The organism is Pseudomonas sp. F3-2 (genome assembly GCF_038804275.1).
In the GTDB taxonomy this organism is placed as follows: Bacteria; Pseudomonadota; Gammaproteobacteria; order Pseudomonadales; family Pseudomonadaceae; genus Aquipseudomonas.
This window is the reverse complement of record NZ_CP152388.1, coordinates 2214027-2234607: the sequence shown is the minus strand read 5'-3', so window position 1 is coordinate 2234607 and position 20581 is coordinate 2214027. Positions and strand designations below refer to the sequence as shown.

The window sequence follows — 20581 nt, the reverse complement described above, 5'->3', positions numbered from 1 at the left end:
CGGACATGTCGAACATCAATTTCAGCAGCCCCCGCGAAGCCGCCAGGGCGTTTACCCCGAAACTCTCGCAGTTCGTCGACGCGACGCTGTACCCGCAGATATGGAGCGACCCGGAGCTGTCCTTGCGTGACCGAAGCCTGATCACCGTCGCGGCGCTGATTGCCGGGGGACATGCCGAAGAGCTGCCGGCGCACCTGCGCCGCGCGCTGAGTAACGGTGTCACCCAACGGGAGTTGTCTGCCGTCATCACGCACCTGGCGTTCTACGCAGGATTTCCTGCAGCCATCACCGCGTCTGCCATCGCCAACGCCACCCTCACCGAATCGGAGCAACAGCCATGAGAGCCATCATCATCGAAGACTTCGGCGATGCCGACGTGCTGAAACTGCGCGACGCGCCAAGGCCCGAGGTGCGCCCGACCGATCTGCTGGTGCGTGTGTATGCGGCGGGCGTGAACCGCGCAGACCTGACGCATCGCACCGGCGGCTACGGACACCCCGACTTCGGCGACTCACCGATCATCGGCCTGGAAATCGCTGGCGAAGTGGTCGAGACCGGCAGCGGCGTCGCGGGTTACCAGGTCGGGGATCGGGTGATGGGCGTCGTGGGGGGCGGCGCCTATGCCGAACTGGCGCGGATCGACTACCGCATGGCGATGCCTGTTCCGGCGCGACTGGACTACGTCCACGCAGCGGCCATTCCGGAAGTGTTCGTCACCGCCCACGAGGCGATGATGCACCTGGCAGGGCTCAAGGCCGGCGATCGCGTGCTGATTCATGCCGCCGCGGGCGGGGTCGGTTCCGCCGCGGTGCAGCTCGCCTACGCCACCGGCGCCACGGTGTTCGCCACCACCGAGGGCAGCAAACTGTCGCGGGTCGAGCACTTGGGCGCCGATGTCGCGATCGACTACAAGACCCGGGATTTTGCCGAGGTCATCGCACAGGCAACAGAGGGCCAGGGTGTCGACGTGATCATCGACTTCGTCGGCGAGCCGTATTTCGAGCGCAACATTGCCTCACTGGCCAAGGGCGGCCGCCTGATTCAGGTCGGCATCCTGGGCGGTGGCGGCAGCGTGAAAGTCACGCTGGAGCAGATCCTTTACCGGCATCTGCAGATCATCGGCACTGTCATGAAATCGCGCACCCAGCCTGAGAAGCACGCCATGATCAAACGCTTCCGCGAACACTGGCTCGATCGGTTCGAAGGAGGTGCCAGCCTTGAGCCGGTCGTCGACAGCACCTTTGCGCTGTCCCGCGCCGCCGACGCGCATCGCCGCATGGAGTCATCGGAAAACGTCGGCAAGATCATCCTGACCCTGCAGCCTGAAGACCTCGTTTGAATCGCAGTCCGCGAAGCCTTGCAGCGATCCCTGGCGTCGCTGCGCTGCTTTGAGGCCGCGTCGAGACGCATTGCCCCAACCTGGAGCGCTCACCCCGCAAGGGATCGCTGCCCCGGTTGCGCGACGTAGCGCGACGTAGCGCGTTTGACAGTTGGCATGCTTATTTCATGGTTCTTGCCACATCGGCAAGCTGGAGTCCGCTCCTTAAGTCTCGCCCACATTTGCGCCATCGAATGCGCCAGGTATCGAAGCCTGATCAACCTTTCGCCGGGTCGATCAGGCTTTTTTTATGGATGAACGTCATGTCCGATCCTCGTCCCGCCGTCTGCGTCGGCTTTCTGCTGTCCACCGAAGGCACCTATCGGCGCATGGGCCGCAGCGCCTTGCTCGGGCTGCAGGATGCACTCGCGGAGATCAATGCCGACGAGCAACACCGTTTCAGGCTGGAGGCGATCTGCGCCGATCCTTTGGGCGAGCCGGCGGCATACGGCAGCGGAGTCGAGCAACTGCTCGGCGCCGGCGTGAGGCACATCTTCGGCACGACCCTGTCGGCGAGCCGCAAGGAGATCATTCCCGACCTGGATCAGCACAACGCGCTGCTCTGGTACTCAAGCCCGTACGAAGGCTACGAAAGCAGCGAGAACGTGCTGTATCTGGGCGGCTGCCCCAATCAGACGCTGCTGCCGCTGCTGCATTACGCCCTGAGCCATTTCGGCACGCGGGCATTTCTGCTCGGCTCCAATTACGTGTGGGGCTGGGAGAGCAACCGCATCGCCCGGGAACTGCTGGAAGCCAACGGCGCTCAGGTGCTGGGTGAAAAATACTGGCATCTGGGCGCGACCGGGTTCCAGACGCTGATCGACACGCTGATGAGCGAACGGCCCTCGTTCGTGCTCAACAATCTGGTGGGCGAGTCCTCGTACGCTTTCCTTCAGCAGCTGGATCAGGCCTGCGAGGCACACGGGCTGCGCCTGCCGGTGCTCAGCTGCAACCTGACCGAGGCCGAACTCGATGCGGTTGGCCCGATGCATGCCTTGCGGCTGCTGTCGTGCGGCCCGTTTTTCGAGACCCTGAACCCGGATTTCTGCCTTCGGCAACAGCGCCACGGGCCACGTCACTGCTCGCACTATTACACCAGCGCATACTCGGCGTTGTGGCTGTTCGCGCAGGCGCTGCAAGCCTGTGCCGACGCCTCGCCCGCGGCCATCTGCGAACACCTGTTCAACCATCCCATGGACAGCGTTCTCGGCACCGTGAGCCTGTCGGCGCGCAATCACCACAGCGCCCTGGCCAGTCACATCGCGGAGCTGCGCGATGGGCGCTTTCAGCTTCTGCACTCGGCCTCCGCTCCCGTGGCAGCCGACCCCTATCTGACCGTCACCGATCTACACGCCAGCGTGGTCGAACGACACAACGGAAAGCCGGCGCGCCTGAGGATCGTCAAATGAAAGCACGAGCGTTTCCTGCCCTCGATCAGGGGCACTTGCTGTTGATCGACTGCGACGAGCGCAGTCAGGCCAGCCTGGGCAAAAGCCTGCAGCGGCTGGGCATTCAGGCGCAGGCGCTGCATCGCGATGCCCCTTGCGACACCCAGGGCTGCTTCGCCGCCATCATCGAGATCGAGCACTTCGCCAGTCCTGCGACGGTGAAGACGCTGGATGCCGCCGGTATTCCGATCGTGGCCCTCACCGCCCACGAAACCCTGTCGCAGATACAGCGGGCGCTGCAGCTGGGCGCCACCGCGTTGCTCAACAAACCCATCAGCCAGGGCTCGGTCTACACGACCCTGATGATGGCGGTGGGACTGCGCAACCGGCAACGGGCCGATGCCGAACAGCTTGCCGTGCTGCAGGAGCGCCTGGCGATGCGACCGCTGCTCGGCCAGGCGCTCGCCCGCCTGATGGTGACGCAGCACATCGACGAGGCAACCGCCTATGAACGGCTGCGCAGCCTGTCGATGCAGCTCAATCGCCCCATCGAGGCCCTGTGTGTCGATGTCCTGGCGACCCGCGACGAGGGCCGCGCATGAACACACTCAAGGCGTTGCTGCGCCGGCCTTCAGTGGCGGTGTCGCTGCTGTTCATCGTGGCGGTGATTGCGCTGGCCGTGCTTGCGCCGTGGCTGAGCCCCTTCGACCCGGACGAGCAGTTCGTCGAGGGCCTGTCGATGGAAGGGGCGCCGCTGGCCCCTGCCACGCCGTACTGGATGGGCACTGACCTGCTTGGCCGGGACCTGATGTCGCGCCTGATCTTCGGCGCACGGACCTCGCTGTTCATCGGCGTGCTGGCCAACGGTCTGGCGGTGCTGATCGGCACGCTGGTGGGCCTGACCGCAGGCTTCGTGCGGGGCTGGCTGGGCAGTGCACTGATGCGCCTGACCGACCTGATGATGGCCTTCCCTGCCCTGCTGTTGGCGATTGCCTTGTCGGCCATTTTTCAACCCAGTGTGTGGATCGTCGCGATGGTGATCGCGATGGTCAACTGGGTGCAGATTGCCCGGGTCATTTATGCCGAGACCGTGGCGCTGAGCGCGCGGGATTTCGTCGCCGTCGAGCGCACGCTGGGCGCCAGCTCGCTGCGCATCCTGTTCTCCCACCTGTTGCCGCATTTGCTGCCGACCATTCTGGTATGGGCGACGCTGGGGATTTCCACCACCGTCCTGCTCGAAGCCACGCTCTCTTATCTGGGCGTGGGCGTGCAGCCGCCCACGCCGAGCTGGGGCAACATCATTTTTGAAAGCCAGACCTACTTCACCTCGGCCCCCTGGCTGGTGTTCATTCCGGGCGCGGCAATCATCCTGCTGTCACTGGCGTTCAATCTGGTCGGAGACGCCCTGCGCGACGAACTCGACCCCACACTCAAGGGGCGCCGCTGATGCTGCCGTTCATCTGCCGCCGGGTCGGCTATGCGCTGTTGATTCTGTTGGGGGTGACCTTCATCACCTACCTGTTGCTGTTCCTGCTGCCCGCCGACCCCGCGCGGCAGATCGCCGGGCGCAGCGCAACGCCAGAAGTCGTGGCGGCCATCCGCGCGCAGCTGGGTCTGGATCAGCCGTTCTATCAGCAATATGTCGGGTATCTGGGGCATCTGCTTCAAGGCGATCTGGGCCGCTCGTATATCCAGCGCACCGCCGTCAGCGAGTTGATCGGTGCCCGCCTGCGACCGTCTCTGGAACTGATGGCCGCCGGTATCGGCTTCGAACTGCTGATCGGTATCAGCCTGGGCATGCTCGCTGCCCTCAAGCGGGACAGTTTCGCCGACAAGCTGTTGATGGCGTTTTCCTTCGTCGGTGTCTCGGCCCCGCAATTCATCGCTGCGATGCTGTTTCTGTATTTCTTCGCGGTGCAACTGGGCTGGTTCCCGCTCGGCGGCTACGGCGGGGCCAGCCACCTGATGCTGCCGGCGCTGACCCTGGGACTGCTGGGCAGCGGCTGGTACTCGCGCATGGTCCGCTCCTCGATGATCGACGTGCTGCATCAGGACTTCATTCGCACAGCCCGGGCCAAGGGCCTGAGCCGGGCGCGGGTGATCTTCGTGCACGTGCTGCCCAACGCCATCGTGCCGGTGATTCCCATGATCGGCATCGACATCGGCGTGTTCATGGGCGGTCTGGTCGTGGTGGAGTCAGTCTTCGGCTGGCCCGGCATTGGCCAGCTGGCCTGGCAGTCCATTCAGCAAGTCGACATTCCAGTCATCGTCGGGGTGACCACGCTCTCTGCGGTGGCCATCGTTCTGGGCAACCTGCTCGCGGATCTGCTGATCCCGCTGGTGGACCCGCGCATCGATATCAAGCAGCACTGAATCCATCAACACAACGGGGCACAAGAATGAAAATCAAAGCGCTGACCCTGGCCGTGGCGGCCACGCTGTTCACCACGCCGCTGTGGGCCGAAACGCCCAAGAGCGGAGGCGATCTGGTGGTGACGTATCAGAACGATGTCGCGACGCTGGACCCGGCCATCGGCTATGACTGGCAGAACTGGTCGATGATCAAAAGCCTGTTCGGCCGCCTGATGGACTACAAACCGGGCACCACCGAACTGGTCAAAAGCCTGGCCGAGGACTACAGCGTGTCGGCGGACGGGTTGGTCTACAGCTTCACCCTGGTCAAAGGCGTGAAGTTTCAGAACGGCCGTGAGCTGGTTGCCAATGACGTCAAATACTCACTGGAACGCACCGTCAATCCCAAGACCCAGAGCCCTGGCGCCGGTTTCTTCAGCTCGATCGTCGGCTACGACGACATGACCGCCGGCAAGAGTCAGACGCTCAGCGGCGTCAAGGTCATCGACGATCAGCACCTGACCATCACCCTCAGCGCGCCGAACGCGACGTTCCTGCACATCATGGCGATCAACTTCGCCTCGGTCGTCCCCAAAGAGGCGGTCGAGCAATGGGGCGCCGACTTTGGCAAGCACCCGATGGGCAGCGGCGCCTTCAGCCTGGGCGAATGGAAACTGGGGCAGAAGCTTGAGCTGATCAAAAACCCGAACTACTTCCAGAAGGGCCTGCCGTACGTCGACAAGATCACCTTCGAAATCGGCCAGGACCCCACCGTCGCCCTGCTGCGCCTGAACAAGGGCGAGGTCGATATCGCCGGCGACGGCGTGCCGCCCGCGCAGTTCCTGCAATTCAAGAACGATCCCGCGTCCAAGCCGTTGCTGGTCACCGGCAATCAGTTGCAGACCGGTTACGTGACGCTGAAAACCACGCTGCCGCCGTTCGACAACCTCAAGGTGAGGCAGGCGATCAACATGGCGATCAGCAAGGAGCGGATCGTGCGCATCATCAACGGCCGCGCGGTGCCCGCCAACCAGCCGTTGCCGCCGGCAATGCCCGGTTATGACACGCAATACAAGGGGCTGCCGTACGACGTCGAAGGCGCGAAGAAGCTGCTTGCCGACGCAGGTCTCGCCAAGGGTTTCGACACCGAACTCTACGTGATGAACACCGATCCGCAGCCGCGCATCGCCCAGTCCATCCAGCAGGACCTGGCCAAGGTCGGCATCCGCGTGCAGATCAAATCGCTGGCCCAGGCCAACGTGATCGCCGCGGGCAGCTCGAAAGATCAGGCGCCGATGGTGTGGTCCGGCGGCATGGCCTGGATCGCCGACTTCCCGGATCCTTCGAACTTCTACGGACCGATCCTGGGGTGCAGCGGCGCAGTCGATGGTGGCTGGAACTGGGCGCTGTACTGCAACAAGGCGCTGGATGAACGCGCAGCCAAGGCCGATGCGATGGCGCGTCCGGAACAGCAGGCCGAGCGCACCGAAGCGTGGAAGAAGATCTTCACCGATGTGATGGCAGATGCCCCTTGGGTGCCGATCTTCAACGAGCAGCGCTTCACCGTGCGTTCCAAGCGCATGGGCGGCGACGACGCGCTGTACGTCGATCCGGTGCACGTGCCGGTCAACTACGACTACATCTGGGTGAAATGATCGCCCTTGGCCTGTCCCGCACTTCGCTGCGGAACGGGCCATCGCCCCATTGCCATGAGGAACGCACACATGTGCCAGAACTGCCTGGTCAAGACCATTCACAGCGTCAACAGCCACTTCGGCTGGGATCATCGTTTCACCCCCGTCGAGCGGGTGGCGCCCGGCACGACCCTGCAGATGAACTGCAGGGATTCGTCCAACGGCTACTTCACCGCACAATCGCAGGTGGCCGACGTCAGCGTGATGCCGTTCGACCAGATCAACCCGGTGACCGGCCCGATCTATGTCGAGGGCGCCGAACCCGGCGACGTGCTGAAAATCACCCTGGACAGCTTCAAGCCAGGCGGCTTCGGCTGGACCGCCAACATTCCAGGCTTCGGCCTGCTCGCCGATCAGTTTCAGACGCCGGCCCTGGCGCTCTGGCACTACGACACCCAGACCCTCGCGCCCGCCGCCTTCGGCGAATTCGCCAAGGTGCCGCTCAAACCGTTTGCCGGCACCGTGGGTGTGGCGCCCGCCGAGCCAGGCTTGCACTCCATCGTGCCGCCACGTCGGGTGGGCGGCAATCTGGACATCCGTGATCTGGCCGCGGGCAGCGTGCTGTACCTGCCGGTCGAAGTGGCCGGCGCATTGTTTTCCATCGGCGACACCCATGCCGCCCAAGGTGACGGCGAAGTCTGCGGCACCGCCATCGAGAGCGCCATGGACGTGGTGGTCAAGCTCGACCTGATCAAGCAGACACCGCTGGCCACGCCGCGTTTCAGCACGCCCGGCCCGGTCACCGGTCATCTGGACAGCGCAGGCTACGAGGCCTTCACCGGCATAGGAGCGGACCTGATGCAGGCCGCGCGCCAGGCCGTCGCCAACACCATCGACTGGCTGTGCGGGGAGCACGGGATGCCCGCCGAGCAGGCCTACATGCTCTGTTCGGTGTGCGGCGACCTGCGCATCAGCGAGATCGTCGACCTGCCTAACTGGGTGGTGTCGTTCTACTTTCCAAAGGTGGTATTCAACTGATGCCAAACGACCTGCCCAGCCTGTCGGTGGAGCGACTGAGCATTGACGTCGGCGGCGGTGCCTCGCGCCGTCGAGTGGTCGAGGAGCTGAGCTTTGCGCTCTACCCCGGCCGTACGCTGTGCATCGCCGGCGAGTCGGGCAGCGGCAAGTCGCTGTCGTCGTTGGCGATCATGGGGCTGTTGCCGAAAGCGGCCAGCGTACCGGGCGGCGCCATCCTGTTCGAGGACCGCGACCTGCTGAGCCTGTCGGAACGCGAAATGCAGCGCTTGCGCGGCAAGCAGATCGGCATGATCTTTCAAGAGCCGATGACCTCGCTCAATCCGCTGCTGACCGTGGGCCGGCAACTGGCCGAAACCTTGCGTCGACATGAGCCGATGAGCCGCGCCGATGTGCATCGACGCTGCCGTGAGATGCTCGATGCGGTGCGCATGCCGCAGGTCGACAAGCGCCTGACCCAGTATCCCCATGAGCTGTCCGGCGGCATGCGCCAGCGGGTCATGATTGCGATGGCCATGCTCTGTCAGCCCAAGGTGTTGATCGCCGATGAGCCGACCACAGCGCTGGACGTGACCATCCAGGCGCAGATTCTGGAACTCATGCGCGAACTGCAGCAGCAGTTCGCGACCAGTCTGCTGCTGATCACCCACGACATGGGCGTGGTCGCGGAGATGGCCGACGAAGTCGTGGTGATGAATCAGGGCCGCATGGAAGAGCGCGGCACCCTGAATCAGGTATTCACCGCCCCGCAGGCAACCTACACCCGCAAACTGCTCGCGGCCGTCCCCGTGCTCGGCAGCGCCCCGCCACCTGCGGAACTGGGCGAGTCGCCGCTGGTGCTTGCGGTGAAAGACCTGAACGTGCGCTTCGCCCTGCGTCATGGCTGGTTCGAGGCGCCGCGCACCGTGCACGCGGTGGAAGGCGTGAATTTCGAGTTGCGCCAGGGTGAAACGCTGGGGCTGGTGGGCGAAAGCGGCTGCGGAAAATCCACCACCGGCAAGGCGTTGATGAACATGCTGAGCTACCAGGGCAGCGTCAGGCTGATGGGTCAGGAGCTCAACGGGCTGAAGGGCGAGGCGCTGCAAAAGGTGCGCCGCGACGTGCAGATGGTGTTCCAGGACCCCTACGCCGCGCTCAATCCGCGCAAGACCATCTTCGATCTGGTGGGCGAGCCGTTGCTGATCCACGATCACCTGCCTGAGCCGCAGCGCCGCGAACGTGTCGCCCAGTTGCTGCAGCAGGTCGACCTGCCGTCAGAGGCGATGGAGCGCTATCCACATCAGTTTTCCGGCGGGCAGCGGCAGCGCATCTGCATCGCCCGCGCCCTGGCGCTCAACCCCAAAGTCATCATCGCCGACGAATCCGTGTCGGCGCTGGATGTGTCGGTGCAGGCCCAGGTGCTGGACCTGCTCGAACGACTGCGCGCCGAGCATGGCCTGAGTTACCTGTTCATTTCCCACGACATGGCCGTGGTCGAGCGGATCTGCCATCGGGTCGCGGTGATGTACGGCGGTCGTATCGTCGAGATCGGCGCGCGCGATCAGGTCCTGCACAACCCGCAGCATCCTTACACCCGGCGCCTGCTTGCGGCCGTGCCAGTGCCGGAAGTGGGTCGACGCCGCGACTTCAAAAGCCTGCTCAAGGAGCTGGAGCGGCCCGACCCGATCAAGCAGGCAGGCTTCGTGGCGCCACCGCAGCGGTTCACGGCGGTGGCGACCGATCACTGGGTTGCGCTGGAGTAAGTCGGTTCCTGTGTTTCGAGCGCGACTTTCGCCTGACTCACGCTGACATCGTGGGGCAGTTCGACGCCGTTTTTCGCCGCCAGGATTTCAGCCATGACGCTGACGGCGATTTCTGCCGGCGTCTTGCTGCCGATGTAAATGCCGATCGGGCCACGCAGGCGCTGAAGCGACGCCTCGGTTTCGCCGAAGTGCTCGATCAGGCGCTCGCGTCGCTGCTGGCTGTTGCGCCGCGAGCCGATGGCACCGATGTAGAACGCCGGCCCTTGCAGCGCTTCGAGCAAGGCCAGATCATCGAGTTTCGGATCGTGGCTCAACGCAACGATGCAGGTGCGCAGATCGGCGGAAAACGCCCGCACCACGTCATCGGGCATCCCGACGATCTGCTCCACGCCGCTGACCGACCAGGTCTGCACGTACTCGGGGCGAGGATCGCAGACCGCCACTTTGAAGCCGTTGAACAAGGCCATGGTCGCCAGATACTCAGCCAGCGCTCCGGCACCGATCATCAGCAGGCGATACCCGGGCCCCAGCGTATTGAGCATCACCTGGCCGTCGAAGGCGAATTGCTCGGGCGTGACGCTGTGTTCAAGCGTCACTGCGTTGCTCGCCAGGTCCAGACGGCGACGCACCAGGCGCCCGGCGTCGAGGTGAACCAGCAGTTCATCCAGCGCTTGCCACGACGGGCTGAATTCGAAAATCAATTCCAGCGTTCCGCCGCACGGCAAGCCGAAGCGGTGGGCTTCGTCGGCACTGACGCCGTAGCGCGCCACTTGCGGCGGTCCGTCAGTCATGCCCGGACCGCCGTGGGCAGTGGTGTAGCGATGAATCAGGTCATCCTCGATGCAGCCCCCGGAAACGCTGCCGGCGACCCGGCCGTCGCTGCGCAGGGCCATCATCGAACCCACCGGCCGCGGCGAGGATCCCCATGTCCGCGCCACCGTCGCCAGCAGCACGCGCTCCCCGGCCCGCAGCCAGTCACGGGCCGTGCGCAGGACCAGCAAATCGATGCTTTCCATGGTGCGGCTCCTTATCGCATCTGCAAAATGATGGGCGTGCTGCTGGCCGGGTCGGTCCGCTCGCGCAGCTTGCCGACGGCCTGCGCGTCCACTGCCCCGCCCTGATTGCCCCATGTGCCGCGCACGAAGGTCAGGACATCGGCGATTTCCTGATCCGACAGCTGCTCACGAAACGCCGGCATCCGGTATGCGTCGGGTACGCCGGCTGCGACGATGCGCTGCGAACCGTTGAGGGTGATGTTGATTGCAGATGCGTTTTCCTTGGCCAGTGCCGACGTGGAGCCGGCCAATGGCGGCATCCATTCGGACTGCCCCTTGCCGTCGACACCGTGACACGACGCACAGCGGGTCACGTAGGTGTGTGCGCCGGGCGAATCCGGACGCGCCGCAACTGAGGTTGCCTGGTACTGCCAGGGGCTGCCGTCGCGCCCCGGGTCGCCCGGCAGCGACTTGAGGTAACGCGCAATGGCCGTCAGGTCCTCGTCACTCATGAACTGCGTGGAGTTGTTGAATGCTTCGGTCATGGAGCCGAAAACGACCGCATGCTGATTGCGCCCGGCCTTGAGGAACTGAACGATCTCAGGCTCGTTCCAGCGGCCCAGCCCGGTGTTGTGGTCGTTGCGCAGGCTCGGCGCGTACCAGCCATCGAGCAAGGCGCCAGCAAGGAACGGCGTGCCGGATTCATCCAGCGCTTTCTCGTTGAACGCTAGCCCGCGCGGCGTGTGGCAACTGCCGCAGTGGCCCGGCCCCTGAACAATGTAGGCACCGCGATTCCACAGCGCGTCCTTGCCAGGTTTCGCCGCATACGGCGCAGGTTCGGTGAAGACGCCGTTCCATAAAGCAATCGGCCAGCGCATGTTCAACGGCCAGGGGATATCGCTCTGGATGTTCACCTGCTGCACCGGCGCCACGCCCTTCATGAAGAAGGCATACAGCGCTCGCACGTCGTCGTCACTCAGCTTGGCATAAGACGGGTATGGCATCGCCGGATACAGGCGTCGTCCGCCCGGTGCCACGCCATGACGCACGGCGCGGTCGAAGTCGGCCAGGCTGTAAGCGCCGATGCCGGTCTCGCGGTCCGGGGTGACGTTGGTGGTGTGAATCGCCCCCAGCGGCGTGGCCATTTCCAGACCACCGGCGAAAGGCGCGCCGCCCGGCACGCTGTGGCAGGCCACGCAGTCGCCGAGCCGTGCCACGTATTCGCCCCGGGCGACCAGCGCCGGAGCCAGGTCGGCGGCCGCGACCTGATCGTTTTCCAGGGACGAGGCAGGCTCGCGGGTGACGTACCAGGCCAGCAGGCCTGCCGCGACCAGGCACAGCAGCGCCAGCCAGCCAGCGGTTCTTGCGAATCGGCTGTTATTCATGAGTACTCCGGCGCAGGTCAGGTAAAGGTGTATCGGCTCAAGGGCATGCTGCGAATCCGCTGCCCGGTCAGTGCCGCCACGGCGTTGGCGACCGCCGGTGCCACCGCTGGCAACGGCGGTTCACCGATGCCGCCCATCTTTTCCCCGCTCTCGACAATCCGCACATGCACCCGCGCCATCCGCGAGGGCGGCAAAATCGGATACAGGTCGTAGTTGCGCGCGCGCGGTTTGCCGTCGATGTACACCGCCTCTTCCAGCAGCACCTGCGACAGGCCAAGGGACACGGCGCCGGCGACCTGCGCCTCGACGATGGCCGGATTGACGATGCTGCCCGGATCGATGGCCTGCCAGATGTCATGCACCTTGACCTGGCCCTGCTCGATCGACACTTCGGCAATCACCGCGGTCTGAGTGCCGAACGGCGATGCCATGGCCACTCCGCGCGCCCGTTTGCTGCCGTCTTCGGCGGTAAACGGCCCGCGCTTCCAGCCCCCCGACAAGTTGCCCACCGCGTTGAGCAAGGTCGTCAGACGCTTGTTGTCGCGCAGCAAGTGCAGGCGCAGTTCGAACGGGTCCTTGCCGCCTTTGTCGGCGAGTTCATCGAGAAAGGCTTCGTAGAAGAAATCATTCAACGAGTTGCCCACCGAGCGCCAGTAGCCCAGTGGCACCGGCCCCTTGACGTAAATCTGGGCGATGCGCTTGTTGGCAATGGCGTATGACTTGCCGGCCAGGCCCTCCAGCGCAGTCGGGTCGATCTTATCGCCTTGCTTGCCCGCCAGAGACTCGGTCGGTCCTTCCGTGGCACTGACCGCCTCGATTGCGACCGGCCAGCCGTCGTTGTCCAGCGCGCCGCGAAAATTCACCGCAGCGACCGGACGAAGCACGTCGCGCAGGAACTCTTCCTCACGGCTCCAGATCAGCTTGACCGGGCGCCCGACCGCCTTGGCCAGAGCGATGGCCTGAGGATAAGGATTGGCGGAGTCATAGAGGAAATGCCGACCAAAGAACCCGCCCAACAGCGGCGAATGCAGCGTGATTTGCGAAGGGTCCAGACCGGTGCGTTTGGCGATGTCGGCACGGTACATTTCCGGCGCCTGATTGGGCAGCCAGATTTCCAGCGAACCGTTGGCGTCAAAGCGTGCAAGGGCCGATGGCGGCTCCAGTTGGGCGTGATGCAGATATTGGTTGTGGTACGTGGCTTCGATGCGGGTCTTGGCGTTGGCCAGCGCCGCGGCGACATCACCTTCGTTTTCATCGTCACGGGCAGGGCCTTTTTCCGCGGCCAGACGCTTGAAGTACTCTTCGGTGGAAAAGTCCGCAGGCATGGCGCGCACTGTCGAATCGGCAGCAGCCTCCAGCCAGTCGACCTGCACCGCTTCAACGGCGCGCTTGGCATGCCACCAGCGCTCAGCCACCACGGCAACGGCGCCGGGCAGACGATGCACCGAATGCACACCCTTCATGGCTTTGACCTGCTCTTCGTTGCGCAGACCTCCAACCGTCATGCCCAGACGCGGCGCATGTTGCACGGCGGCATGCAGCATGCCGTCGACCTTCAGATCGATGCTGTACAGCGCCTTGCCGGTGGACTTGTCGTAGGCGTCCAGACGCTTGACCGGTTTGCCGATCCAGCGAAAGCGGGAGGGATCACGCAATTGCACGCTGGCCGGATCGGGCACCGGCAGATCCATCGCCCGTTCCGACAACTCGCCGTAGGCAATGGAGCGGCCGGAGGCGGCATGCACCACTTTGCCGGGCTCTGTGGTGAGTTCGCTGACCGGTACGTTCAGCGCCTGGGCGCCGGCCTGCAGCAGCATCGCCCGGGCCAAGGCACCTAACCGGCGCATGGTCGGATAACTCATCCGCACCGACATGCTGCCGCCGGTGATGCGCATTCCGTTCTCCATCACGTAATAGGCGTCGCCCGGCGGCGCGCACTCAACGAGGAAGGTGGCGGGATCGGCGTCGAGCTCTTCACCGACAATCTGCGCCATCGCGGTGAAGGTGCCCTGCCCGCCTTCGATGAACGGCGACAGCAGGCGCACGGTGTTGTCCGGACGAATTTCAAGGAAGGCAGGCACCTGCGTTCCGCGCTCGGCGGGTGCCGCCGCGGCCGCTTGCACCCGGGTGGCGCCCAGCGGCAAACCGAACCCCAGCACCAGCGCGCCCACGGCGCTGCCCTTGAGGAAACGACGACGGGACAGGTTGACCGGATCGTTGAGATTCTGGCCGATGAGCTGCTCGATGGCGTCCAGTGGCGCGTTCATCATGCATCCCCCTTCGCACTGTGACCGGCAAGGTCATGCACAGCGGCGTGAATGGCGTTGTACGTGCCGCAGCGGCACAGATTGATCATCGCCGCATCGATCTCGGCGGCGCTGGGCTGCGGCGTGTGCTTGAGCAACGCGGTCGCCGCCATCACCTGCCCGGACTGGCAGTAGCCGCATTGAGCGACCTGATGCTCGACCCAGGTGGCCACCACGCGTTTGCCGACCTCGTCGGACTCGATGGCTTCGATGGTGGTGACTTCGCGTCCCACCACACCGGCCACCGGCGTGACACACGAGCGCACGACATTGCCATCCACCAGTACGGAACACGCACCGCACTGCGCCAGCCCGCAACCGTACTTGGTGCCGGTCATGCCCAGGTCATCGCGGATCACCCACAGCAAGGGCGTGTCGGCGTCGGCGTCGACCTGGTAAGTTTTCTGGTTGATTCGTAGTTCCATGGCTCACCCGCTGATCATCGGTTGATGTGCTTTTTCTAGTTTTTCCGGGCGGCCATGCATCGTACCGCCGGTGGCTCAAGGTGCGTTTATCCTGGCGCGATCGCCTCGACAGTCCCATTACGCAGTTGTTCGATGTCACGCCTGGGCGCTGCGCCGGAGCGCCGGCCGATGCTCGACGCATGAAGCGACGGCTGGCCAGGACTGGCAGCGCTCGTGGTGATGGGCGCCTGATCAACGAACTCTAGCTCGCGCGCGAAGCGTTTCCTATCCACACCCCTGCAAGGTCAGAGGATTGGGCAAGTATTCAGGAGGATTGCGCTATGCAAGATCGTCAAGAGAGCCCGCAAACCCACCTGCCGGATAGCTTTGTGTATGATCACACCGGGCCGATGCTGCCCGCCGCTCGCTGCGTACGCAAAGGTGAAAGCATTGTTGTTCTTCCCGTTCCTGTCGCATCTCTCAAGCGTCGAGGTCTGGCAACGCGAGCACCCATATGCCTTGACCCAGGGAGCTACGATGGTATCGATCGAACAGGCCAAACAAATGGCCAAAGGGCTGCGCGCCTCGCTGGCGGCGCGCGAGCAAACGCTCACTCACGCGGCTGCGCTGGAAACGGTGGCGCATCAACTGGGCTACAAGGACTGGAACACTGCATCGGCGATGCTACCCGGCAACGATTCAACCGGGGCCATCACGTTCGACAAAACCATTCCGATACTGCGCATGTTCGATGAAGCCAAGGCACGGGAGTTCTACCTGGATTTTCTCGGTTTCAGCGTCGAATTCGAGCATCGTTTCGAAGCCGGCATGCCGCTTTATCTGGGGATAAGCCGGGGCGCTCTGCTCCTGCATCTTTCCGAGCATCATGGCGACGCGAGCCCTGGTGCGACGATCTTCGTACCGATGCGCAATATCGAGCGCCTGCGCGACGAGCTGCAGGCCCGGCGCTACGGATACGGGCGTCCGGACATCGTTGAGCAAGACTGGGGACAGGTGCTTGAGGTCTACGATCCTTTTGGTAACCGGATCCGGTTCTGCCAGAGCTGATTGACCTCCAACAGCACTTCCACGGCTTTGCCTCAAGGCAATTTCTTGAGGCAAACCCGCCGAACTGAAGCACTCAACGCAAAAAAATAATCCAGATGCGACGTCCATATGCGCGTTTGCGACAAATGATGGCCATTCGCCGCATTTCGCTCAACAGCCCTGAACCAACCTGCCATCTTTGCCTCGAAGCTCTACAAATCTTGTACAGAAAATATTTCCCGTACAACTCCGCTTCCGAGATGCAATGGATGGTCGCCACCCGCGGGCCCTCTCGGGCGTGTCACCGTAATGCCTGCTGGCGAGAATGCCCCAATGCTGAGAAAACTGAAAATCCAGGCCCGGACCCTCCTGTGCTTCATCGCAATCATTTTGATGCTCGTCGCCCTTGGCCTGTTCTGCGTGGCCCAGATGAGCACGATCCGTCAGGCCGTGACAGAGATGGAAACCCGTTCCATTCCGGCCATCAACCTGAGCAATGAGCTGGGGGTCAACGTTTCGCGCTTGCGCATCACGGCCTATCAGTCACACACCTTCACCTCCAAGGCCGATCATCTTGCCGCGGCCAACACCATCGCGGGTCTTGAGAAGCTGATCGACCAGAATCTCGCCGCCTACCGGAACAGCGCCGATACCCCCGCCAAGCAAGAGGCGCTGGGCAAGCTGTCCCAAGCCTATGAAGGATACAAAAGCGGCGTGGCGCAAGAGCTGAGCATGATGGAGGCCGGTCGCCCGGATGACGCAGCGGCCCAGCTTCGTTCGATGGCAGCGTTCGGGACCACCTTCAATGAACAGACGGAACTGCTGAACCGGCTTGAACGCGAGCACGCCCACGACGCCGCACTGGAGGCGGCGCAAGCCTACAGTCAGGCGCGGCTGGTGGCGCTGATCGCGATCGGGCTGGCGGTGGCTGCCTCGCTCGTGCTGAGCTGGCGCTTCAGCCTGAGCATCAACAGGCCACTGAGTGTCGCACTGGCGACGTCACGGCGCATCGCGGCGAATGATTTGAGCGGCGAAATAGACAACAGCGGCTCTGACGAGCCGGCGCAACTGCTGCAGTCTCTGAGCGTGATGCGCAACAACCTGCGCAACACGATCGGCGAAATCACCCAGTCCACCGAGCAGCTGTCCAGCGCCGCCGAGGAAATGAGTCAGGTGATGGCGCAAAGCAGCGAAGGCCTGCGCCAGCAGAATCAGGAAATCGATCAGGCGGCAGCGGCGTTCAACCAGATGAGCGCGGCAATCGACGAAGTGGCGCGCAATGCGGTCTCGACATCGAACGAATCGAAGGCCTCCTCGCAGACCGCACAGCAAGGCCAGAATGAACTGAGCGAGACCATCGAATCCCTGAACACGGTGGTGACCCGTGTCAACACCACCTCCGAACGCGTCCAGAGCCTGGCCCAGCAGACGGTTGAAATCAGCAAGGTGCTGGACGTGATTCGCTCGGTGGCGGAGCAGACCAACCTGCTGGCGCTCAACGCTGCCATCGAAGCCGCGAGGGCCGGCGACGCTGGCCGAGGGTTCGCCGTGGTCGCCGACGAGGTTCGCGCCCTGGCCCATCGCACAGGACAGTCGACCCGTGAAATCGAAGCACTGATCGGCAAGGTCGAGCAATCGACCCGCGAGACCGTCGATGCCATGCAATCCAGCGCCGAGCAGACCACCGACACCTTGCAGCGCGCTGGCCGTACCGATGAAGCGCTGAATCAGATCACGGTCGCCGTGGGCATCATCAATGAGCGCAATATCGTCATCGCCACCGCCGCCGAGCAGCAAGCGCAAGTGGCTCGCGAGGTCGATCGCAATCTGGTGCGCATCCGCGACCTGTCGCAGCAGACGTCCAAGGGCGCCGAGCAAACCAGCGTGGCGAGCCATGATCTGTCCAGGCTGGCATCGCAACTCAAGACCATGACCAGCCGATTCACGTTGTAGGTGTTTTTCGAGGCTGCGTGCCAACTGATATCATCGCCTCCTGCCAAGCCGGGAACACGCCATGAATCGCCGCAAGAAGATCAAGCAACTGCTGGAAGCGCACGCCAAAAAGGCCAACGCCAAACTGGCGCCGCGCAAGCCCAGATATATCAGCAAGGCCGACCGGGCCAAGCTCGCCGAAGAGGCCGGTCAAAGCCCGGCCGACTCAACCGAAGGCTGACACTGTCAACGGGCGTGTACGCTGCCACTTATCCGGCACGAGGCCATCAGGGGCGAGACGCGATCTCGTCCAGATGGTCCAGCAAGTCCTGCGGGTCTTCATACACGCGCAACGCCCCTGCCCGCTCAAGCTCGCCGATGTCGTACCCACCGGAGAGCAAGCCGATGCCGGTCGCCTTGCAACGTCTGGCGGCGAGCATGTCCCAGATCGCATCGCCGATGACCAGGCACTCTTCGATGTCCACGTTCATGCGCTTCGCCGCCGCCAGGAACAGGTCAGGATCGGGCTTGCCGTAGTTCACATCGTCGCGGGTGATCAGGTCGACGTCGCCGATCTCCAGACCGAGCGCCTTGAGGTTGATTTTCGCGGTGTCCATCCCGCCGCTGGTGGCGATGCACCACTTCAGATTGTCGTTGCCCAGTGACTGCAACAACGCTTTGGCGCCCGGCAGCGCGATAATCTGGCCCTGCAGCCGCTCGTAGGCTTCAGCGTGCCTGTCACTGAGGCGCTGGGCCTGTTCTTCACTGATGTCCAGGCCCGTCTCGCGGGACAGCGACTTGAGCATCAACCCGCCGCTCATGCCGATTTTCCTGTGGATGCGCCACATCGCCAACGGAATGTCTTCGGCGTCGAGCGCCTCTTTCCAGGCCGCTACGTTCTGGTAAACGCTGTCTGTCAGCGTGCCGTCCAGGTCAAAAATGAACGAGGTCTGTGGGCGCATGGGATTCTCTTCTGCTTCGATCGACCGTCGGACACAGGCCAAAAAATGAGGGGTTCCTTGCCAGGCATGGCTGTCAGGAATGTGCAGGTCCGGGTTTTGTCGCTCGACGTTCGCAGCCAGATGACCTGCGGGCGACGCGCTGGAGAATGCGTATGGGCTGGTCGAGCAGCCTCTCGACCCGCATCGGGGCCGGCAAGCCAGAACAGTCGGGCGACAATCAAACCATCTGCCCTGTTTCGAGTGCGCACGGCATCAGGCGTTCGATCTTTCTCGGCGCGCGCCCACACCCGCCAGCAGGCACTGCCGAGCAAGCGGCGCGAAGTGGCGAACGCGGTTTTTCAGGTACACCGAGGCCACCGGAATCACGACGACTGCGTCGCCGATCGCGGGACAAGCCACGCTCCCACACCTGCCGCAACGCCAAAAGAAAACATCCGCCATCAATTGGATGATTCCACTCGCTCGCAACCGTAGGAGCGTGGCTTGTCCCGCGAACTGGCGCGAAGCGGCAGCAACCCCGGCATACGCGGTTTTTCGGATGCACCGCAGCCAATGGGTGGTGGGCAAGCAGCCCGGTTCAGCTGGCGGCCGGAAGCGACACCAGTTCCAGTTGCGAACCCCATGGCGTCAGCACGTAGAACCAGCGGATGCCGTCGGGATTGGTGATCGGCTCGTTGAGCACCTTGAGGCCTCGGGCTTTGACGACGGCCAGGCTGCGGTCGATATCGGTGGTGCGCAGGGCAATGTGGGTCGCGCCGATATCGTCTTCATGGGGTGGCTGATGGTCGATCTGCGGACCTTGATACTGGAACAGCTCGATCTTGGAACCGCCGTTGAGCTGCAGCATGGTGAAGCGTTGCAGCTCGCTGGACTCACGCCAGTTGAAACTGGCTTTCCATTCAGCGGGAATGGCGCCCGGGCGGACGTCGGAGATGACTTTCGCGCCCACCAGTTCGTTGAAGAAGGCCGTCGCCGCGTCGATGTCCGGCACGTTGATGCCGACGTGATCGATCAACGACGCTTGCAGCGAAGGCGTCACGGGGCTTGCGGTGGCTGGCGTCGCGGCGTGCGCGGTGGTGAAGGCAAGGGTCAATGCGAGTGCTGCAAATGCGGCTGTTTTCATGTGTGTGTCCCCGAAAAGTCTGGGCAGGACGGCGCCGGGCGCCGCCTCGCGGGTTGTCTCAGATCTGAGCCTGGCCGCCATCGACGAACAGTTCGATGCCGTTGACGAAACTGGCGTCGTCGGAGGCCAGGAACAGCGCGGCGCTGGCGATTTCTTCGGGGTTGCCGACTCGGCCCATCGGCACTTGCGAGGCGAGGTAGTCGAGCAGACCTTGCTGTTGGGCGGCATCGGGGCCGGCCAGGTCAACCAGGCCCGGGGTTTTGGTGGCGCCGGGGCTGATGGTGTTGACGCGGACGTTGCGGTCCTTCAGGTCCAGGATCCAGCTGCGGGCGAAGGCCCTCACAGCGGCTTTCGAAGCCGAGTAGACACTGAACGCGGCGGTGCCTGAGCTGCCGGCGGTGGAGCCGGTCAGGATCACCGAGGCGTTCGTTGCCAGCAGCGGCAGCGCTTTCTGCACCGTGAACAGCACGCCCTTGACGTTGCGGTCGAAGGTGTCGTCGTAGTGCGCTTCGGTGATCTCGCCCAGGGGCAGCATCGAACCGCCGCCTGCGTTGGCGAACAGCACGTCGAGGCGTCCTTGCTCGGCAGAGATCTGCTCGTACAGGGCATCGAGCTGTTCCAGACGTGTCGAGTCGACCCGTACGCCGGTGGCGTTGCCGACCAGCGCAACGGCCTTGTCGAGTTCGGCCTGGCGGCGGCCAGTAATGTAGACGTATGCGCCTTCTGCGGCGAAGCGTTGAGCGGTGGCCAGGCCGATGCCGGTCGTGCCGCCGGTGACCAGTGCGATTTTGCCTTCGAGTTTGCGAGCCATGATGTTTCTCCAGTTTTCGTCAGTAAGTGGTTGCGATGTGGGAGAAGCTTATCGACGGCTGAAACATTTCAAAATAGAATTGTCCGC

The 20581-nt window shown here is 63.7% G+C and carries 19 protein-coding genes; 12 read left to right on the top strand and 7 right to left on the bottom strand.

Going from position 1 to position 20581, the window contains the following annotated elements; translation table 11 throughout:
* Positions 1-5: 5 nt before the first annotated feature.
* The 9 genes from AAGQ88_RS10230 (at position 6) to AAGQ88_RS10190 (ending at position 9529) form a co-directional block, all read left to right on the top strand.
* On the top strand, positions 6-341 hold the full coding sequence (locus tag AAGQ88_RS10230) for a carboxymuconolactone decarboxylase family protein (RefSeq protein WP_285424545.1): 336 nt from the start codon (positions 6-8) through the stop codon (positions 339-341).
* Positions 338-1339, top strand: coding sequence for an NAD(P)H-quinone oxidoreductase (locus AAGQ88_RS10225; RefSeq protein ID WP_285424544.1), 1002 nt, complete (start codon positions 338-340; stop codon positions 1337-1339). The genes AAGQ88_RS10230 and AAGQ88_RS10225 overlap by 4 nt, the downstream gene beginning before the upstream one ends.
* A gap of 302 nt (positions 1340-1641) precedes the next feature.
* On the top strand, positions 1642-2787 hold the full coding sequence (locus AAGQ88_RS10220) for a transporter substrate-binding protein (RefSeq protein WP_342655205.1): 1146 nt from the start codon (positions 1642-1644) through the stop codon (positions 2785-2787).
* A complete protein-coding gene (locus AAGQ88_RS10215) occupies positions 2784-3368 on the top strand; it encodes an ANTAR domain-containing protein (RefSeq protein ID WP_342655204.1) in 585 nt (194 codons plus the stop codon). The genes AAGQ88_RS10220 and AAGQ88_RS10215 overlap by 4 nt, the downstream gene beginning before the upstream one ends.
* Positions 3365-4213 (top strand): ABC transporter permease, encoded by an 849-nt coding sequence (locus tag AAGQ88_RS10210; protein ID WP_342655203.1) that lies wholly within the window; start codon positions 3365-3367, stop codon positions 4211-4213. Before AAGQ88_RS10215 ends, AAGQ88_RS10210 begins: the two co-directional genes overlap by 4 nt.
* A complete protein-coding gene (locus tag AAGQ88_RS10205; RefSeq protein ID WP_093458040.1) occupies positions 4213-5139 on the top strand; it encodes an ABC transporter permease in 927 nt (308 codons plus the stop codon). The genes AAGQ88_RS10210 and AAGQ88_RS10205 overlap by 1 nt, the downstream gene beginning before the upstream one ends.
* Positions 5140-5165: 26 nt before the next feature.
* The gene (locus AAGQ88_RS10200) at positions 5166-6773 is read left to right on the top strand and encodes an ABC transporter substrate-binding protein (RefSeq protein WP_342655202.1); all 1608 of its coding nucleotides are present in this window, start codon (positions 5166-5168) and stop codon (positions 6771-6773) included.
* Between the two features lie 69 nt (positions 6774-6842).
* Positions 6843-7790: an acetamidase/formamidase family protein gene (locus AAGQ88_RS10195; protein WP_342655201.1), complete on the top strand. Its 948-nt coding sequence runs from the start codon at positions 6843-6845 to the stop codon at positions 7788-7790.
* Positions 7790-9529 carry an ABC transporter ATP-binding protein gene (locus AAGQ88_RS10190; RefSeq protein WP_342655200.1) on the top strand — a complete coding sequence of 580 codons (1740 nt, stop codon included), beginning with the start codon at positions 7790-7792 and terminating at the stop codon, positions 9527-9529. The genes AAGQ88_RS10195 and AAGQ88_RS10190 overlap by 1 nt, the downstream gene beginning before the upstream one ends.
* Here the strand turns inward: AAGQ88_RS10190 and AAGQ88_RS10185 are convergent.
* Genes AAGQ88_RS10185 through AAGQ88_RS10170 form a run of 4 tightly spaced genes read right to left on the bottom strand, consistent with a single transcriptional unit; the run spans position 9508 to position 14640 of the window.
* Positions 9508-10545: an XdhC family protein gene (locus AAGQ88_RS10185; RefSeq protein ID WP_285424537.1), complete on the bottom strand. Its 1038-nt coding sequence runs from the start codon at positions 10543-10545 to the stop codon at positions 9508-9510. The genes AAGQ88_RS10190 and AAGQ88_RS10185 overlap by 22 nt on opposite strands.
* Positions 10546-10556: 11 nt before the next feature.
* A complete protein-coding gene (locus tag AAGQ88_RS10180) occupies positions 10557-11909 on the bottom strand; it encodes a cytochrome c (RefSeq protein WP_342655199.1) in 1353 nt (450 codons plus the stop codon).
* Between the two features lie 17 nt (positions 11910-11926).
* Positions 11927-14176 (bottom strand): xanthine dehydrogenase family protein molybdopterin-binding subunit, encoded by a 2250-nt coding sequence (locus tag AAGQ88_RS10175; RefSeq protein ID WP_342655775.1) that lies wholly within the window; start codon positions 14174-14176, stop codon positions 11927-11929.
* On the bottom strand, positions 14176-14640 hold the full coding sequence (locus tag AAGQ88_RS10170; protein ID WP_093458033.1) for a (2Fe-2S)-binding protein: 465 nt from the start codon (positions 14638-14640) through the stop codon (positions 14176-14178). The genes AAGQ88_RS10175 and AAGQ88_RS10170 overlap by 1 nt, the downstream gene beginning before the upstream one ends.
* A gap of 516 nt (positions 14641-15156) precedes the next feature.
* Between AAGQ88_RS10170 and AAGQ88_RS10165 the strand changes: the two genes are divergently transcribed.
* From AAGQ88_RS10165 to AAGQ88_RS10155, 3 genes are all read left to right on the top strand, one after another.
* Positions 15157-15687, top strand: a complete 531-nt coding sequence (locus tag AAGQ88_RS10165) for a glyoxalase superfamily protein (RefSeq protein ID WP_342655198.1) — start codon at positions 15157-15159, stop codon at positions 15685-15687.
* Positions 15688-15999: 312 nt separating this feature from the next.
* Positions 16000-17619, top strand: a complete 1620-nt coding sequence (locus AAGQ88_RS10160; protein ID WP_342655197.1) for a methyl-accepting chemotaxis protein — start codon at positions 16000-16002, stop codon at positions 17617-17619.
* A 61-nt stretch (positions 17620-17680) separates the two neighbouring features.
* A complete protein-coding gene (locus AAGQ88_RS10155; protein WP_285424532.1) occupies positions 17681-17839 on the top strand; it encodes a DUF2986 domain-containing protein in 159 nt (52 codons plus the stop codon).
* A 46-nt stretch (positions 17840-17885) separates the two neighbouring features.
* Here AAGQ88_RS10155 and AAGQ88_RS10150 read toward each other — a convergent pair whose 3' ends face one another.
* From AAGQ88_RS10150 to AAGQ88_RS10140, 3 genes are all read right to left on the bottom strand, one after another.
* Positions 17886-18560: an HAD family hydrolase gene (locus tag AAGQ88_RS10150; protein ID WP_342655196.1), complete on the bottom strand. Its 675-nt coding sequence runs from the start codon at positions 18558-18560 to the stop codon at positions 17886-17888.
* Between the two features lie 577 nt (positions 18561-19137).
* Entirely contained in the window at positions 19138-19683 is a 546-nt protein-coding gene (locus tag AAGQ88_RS10145) for a VOC family protein (protein ID WP_342655195.1), read from the bottom strand.
* A gap of 58 nt (positions 19684-19741) precedes the next feature.
* Positions 19742-20494, bottom strand: a complete 753-nt coding sequence (locus tag AAGQ88_RS10140; protein WP_342655194.1) for an SDR family oxidoreductase — start codon at positions 20492-20494, stop codon at positions 19742-19744.
* Positions 20495-20581: the final 87 nt, after the last annotated feature.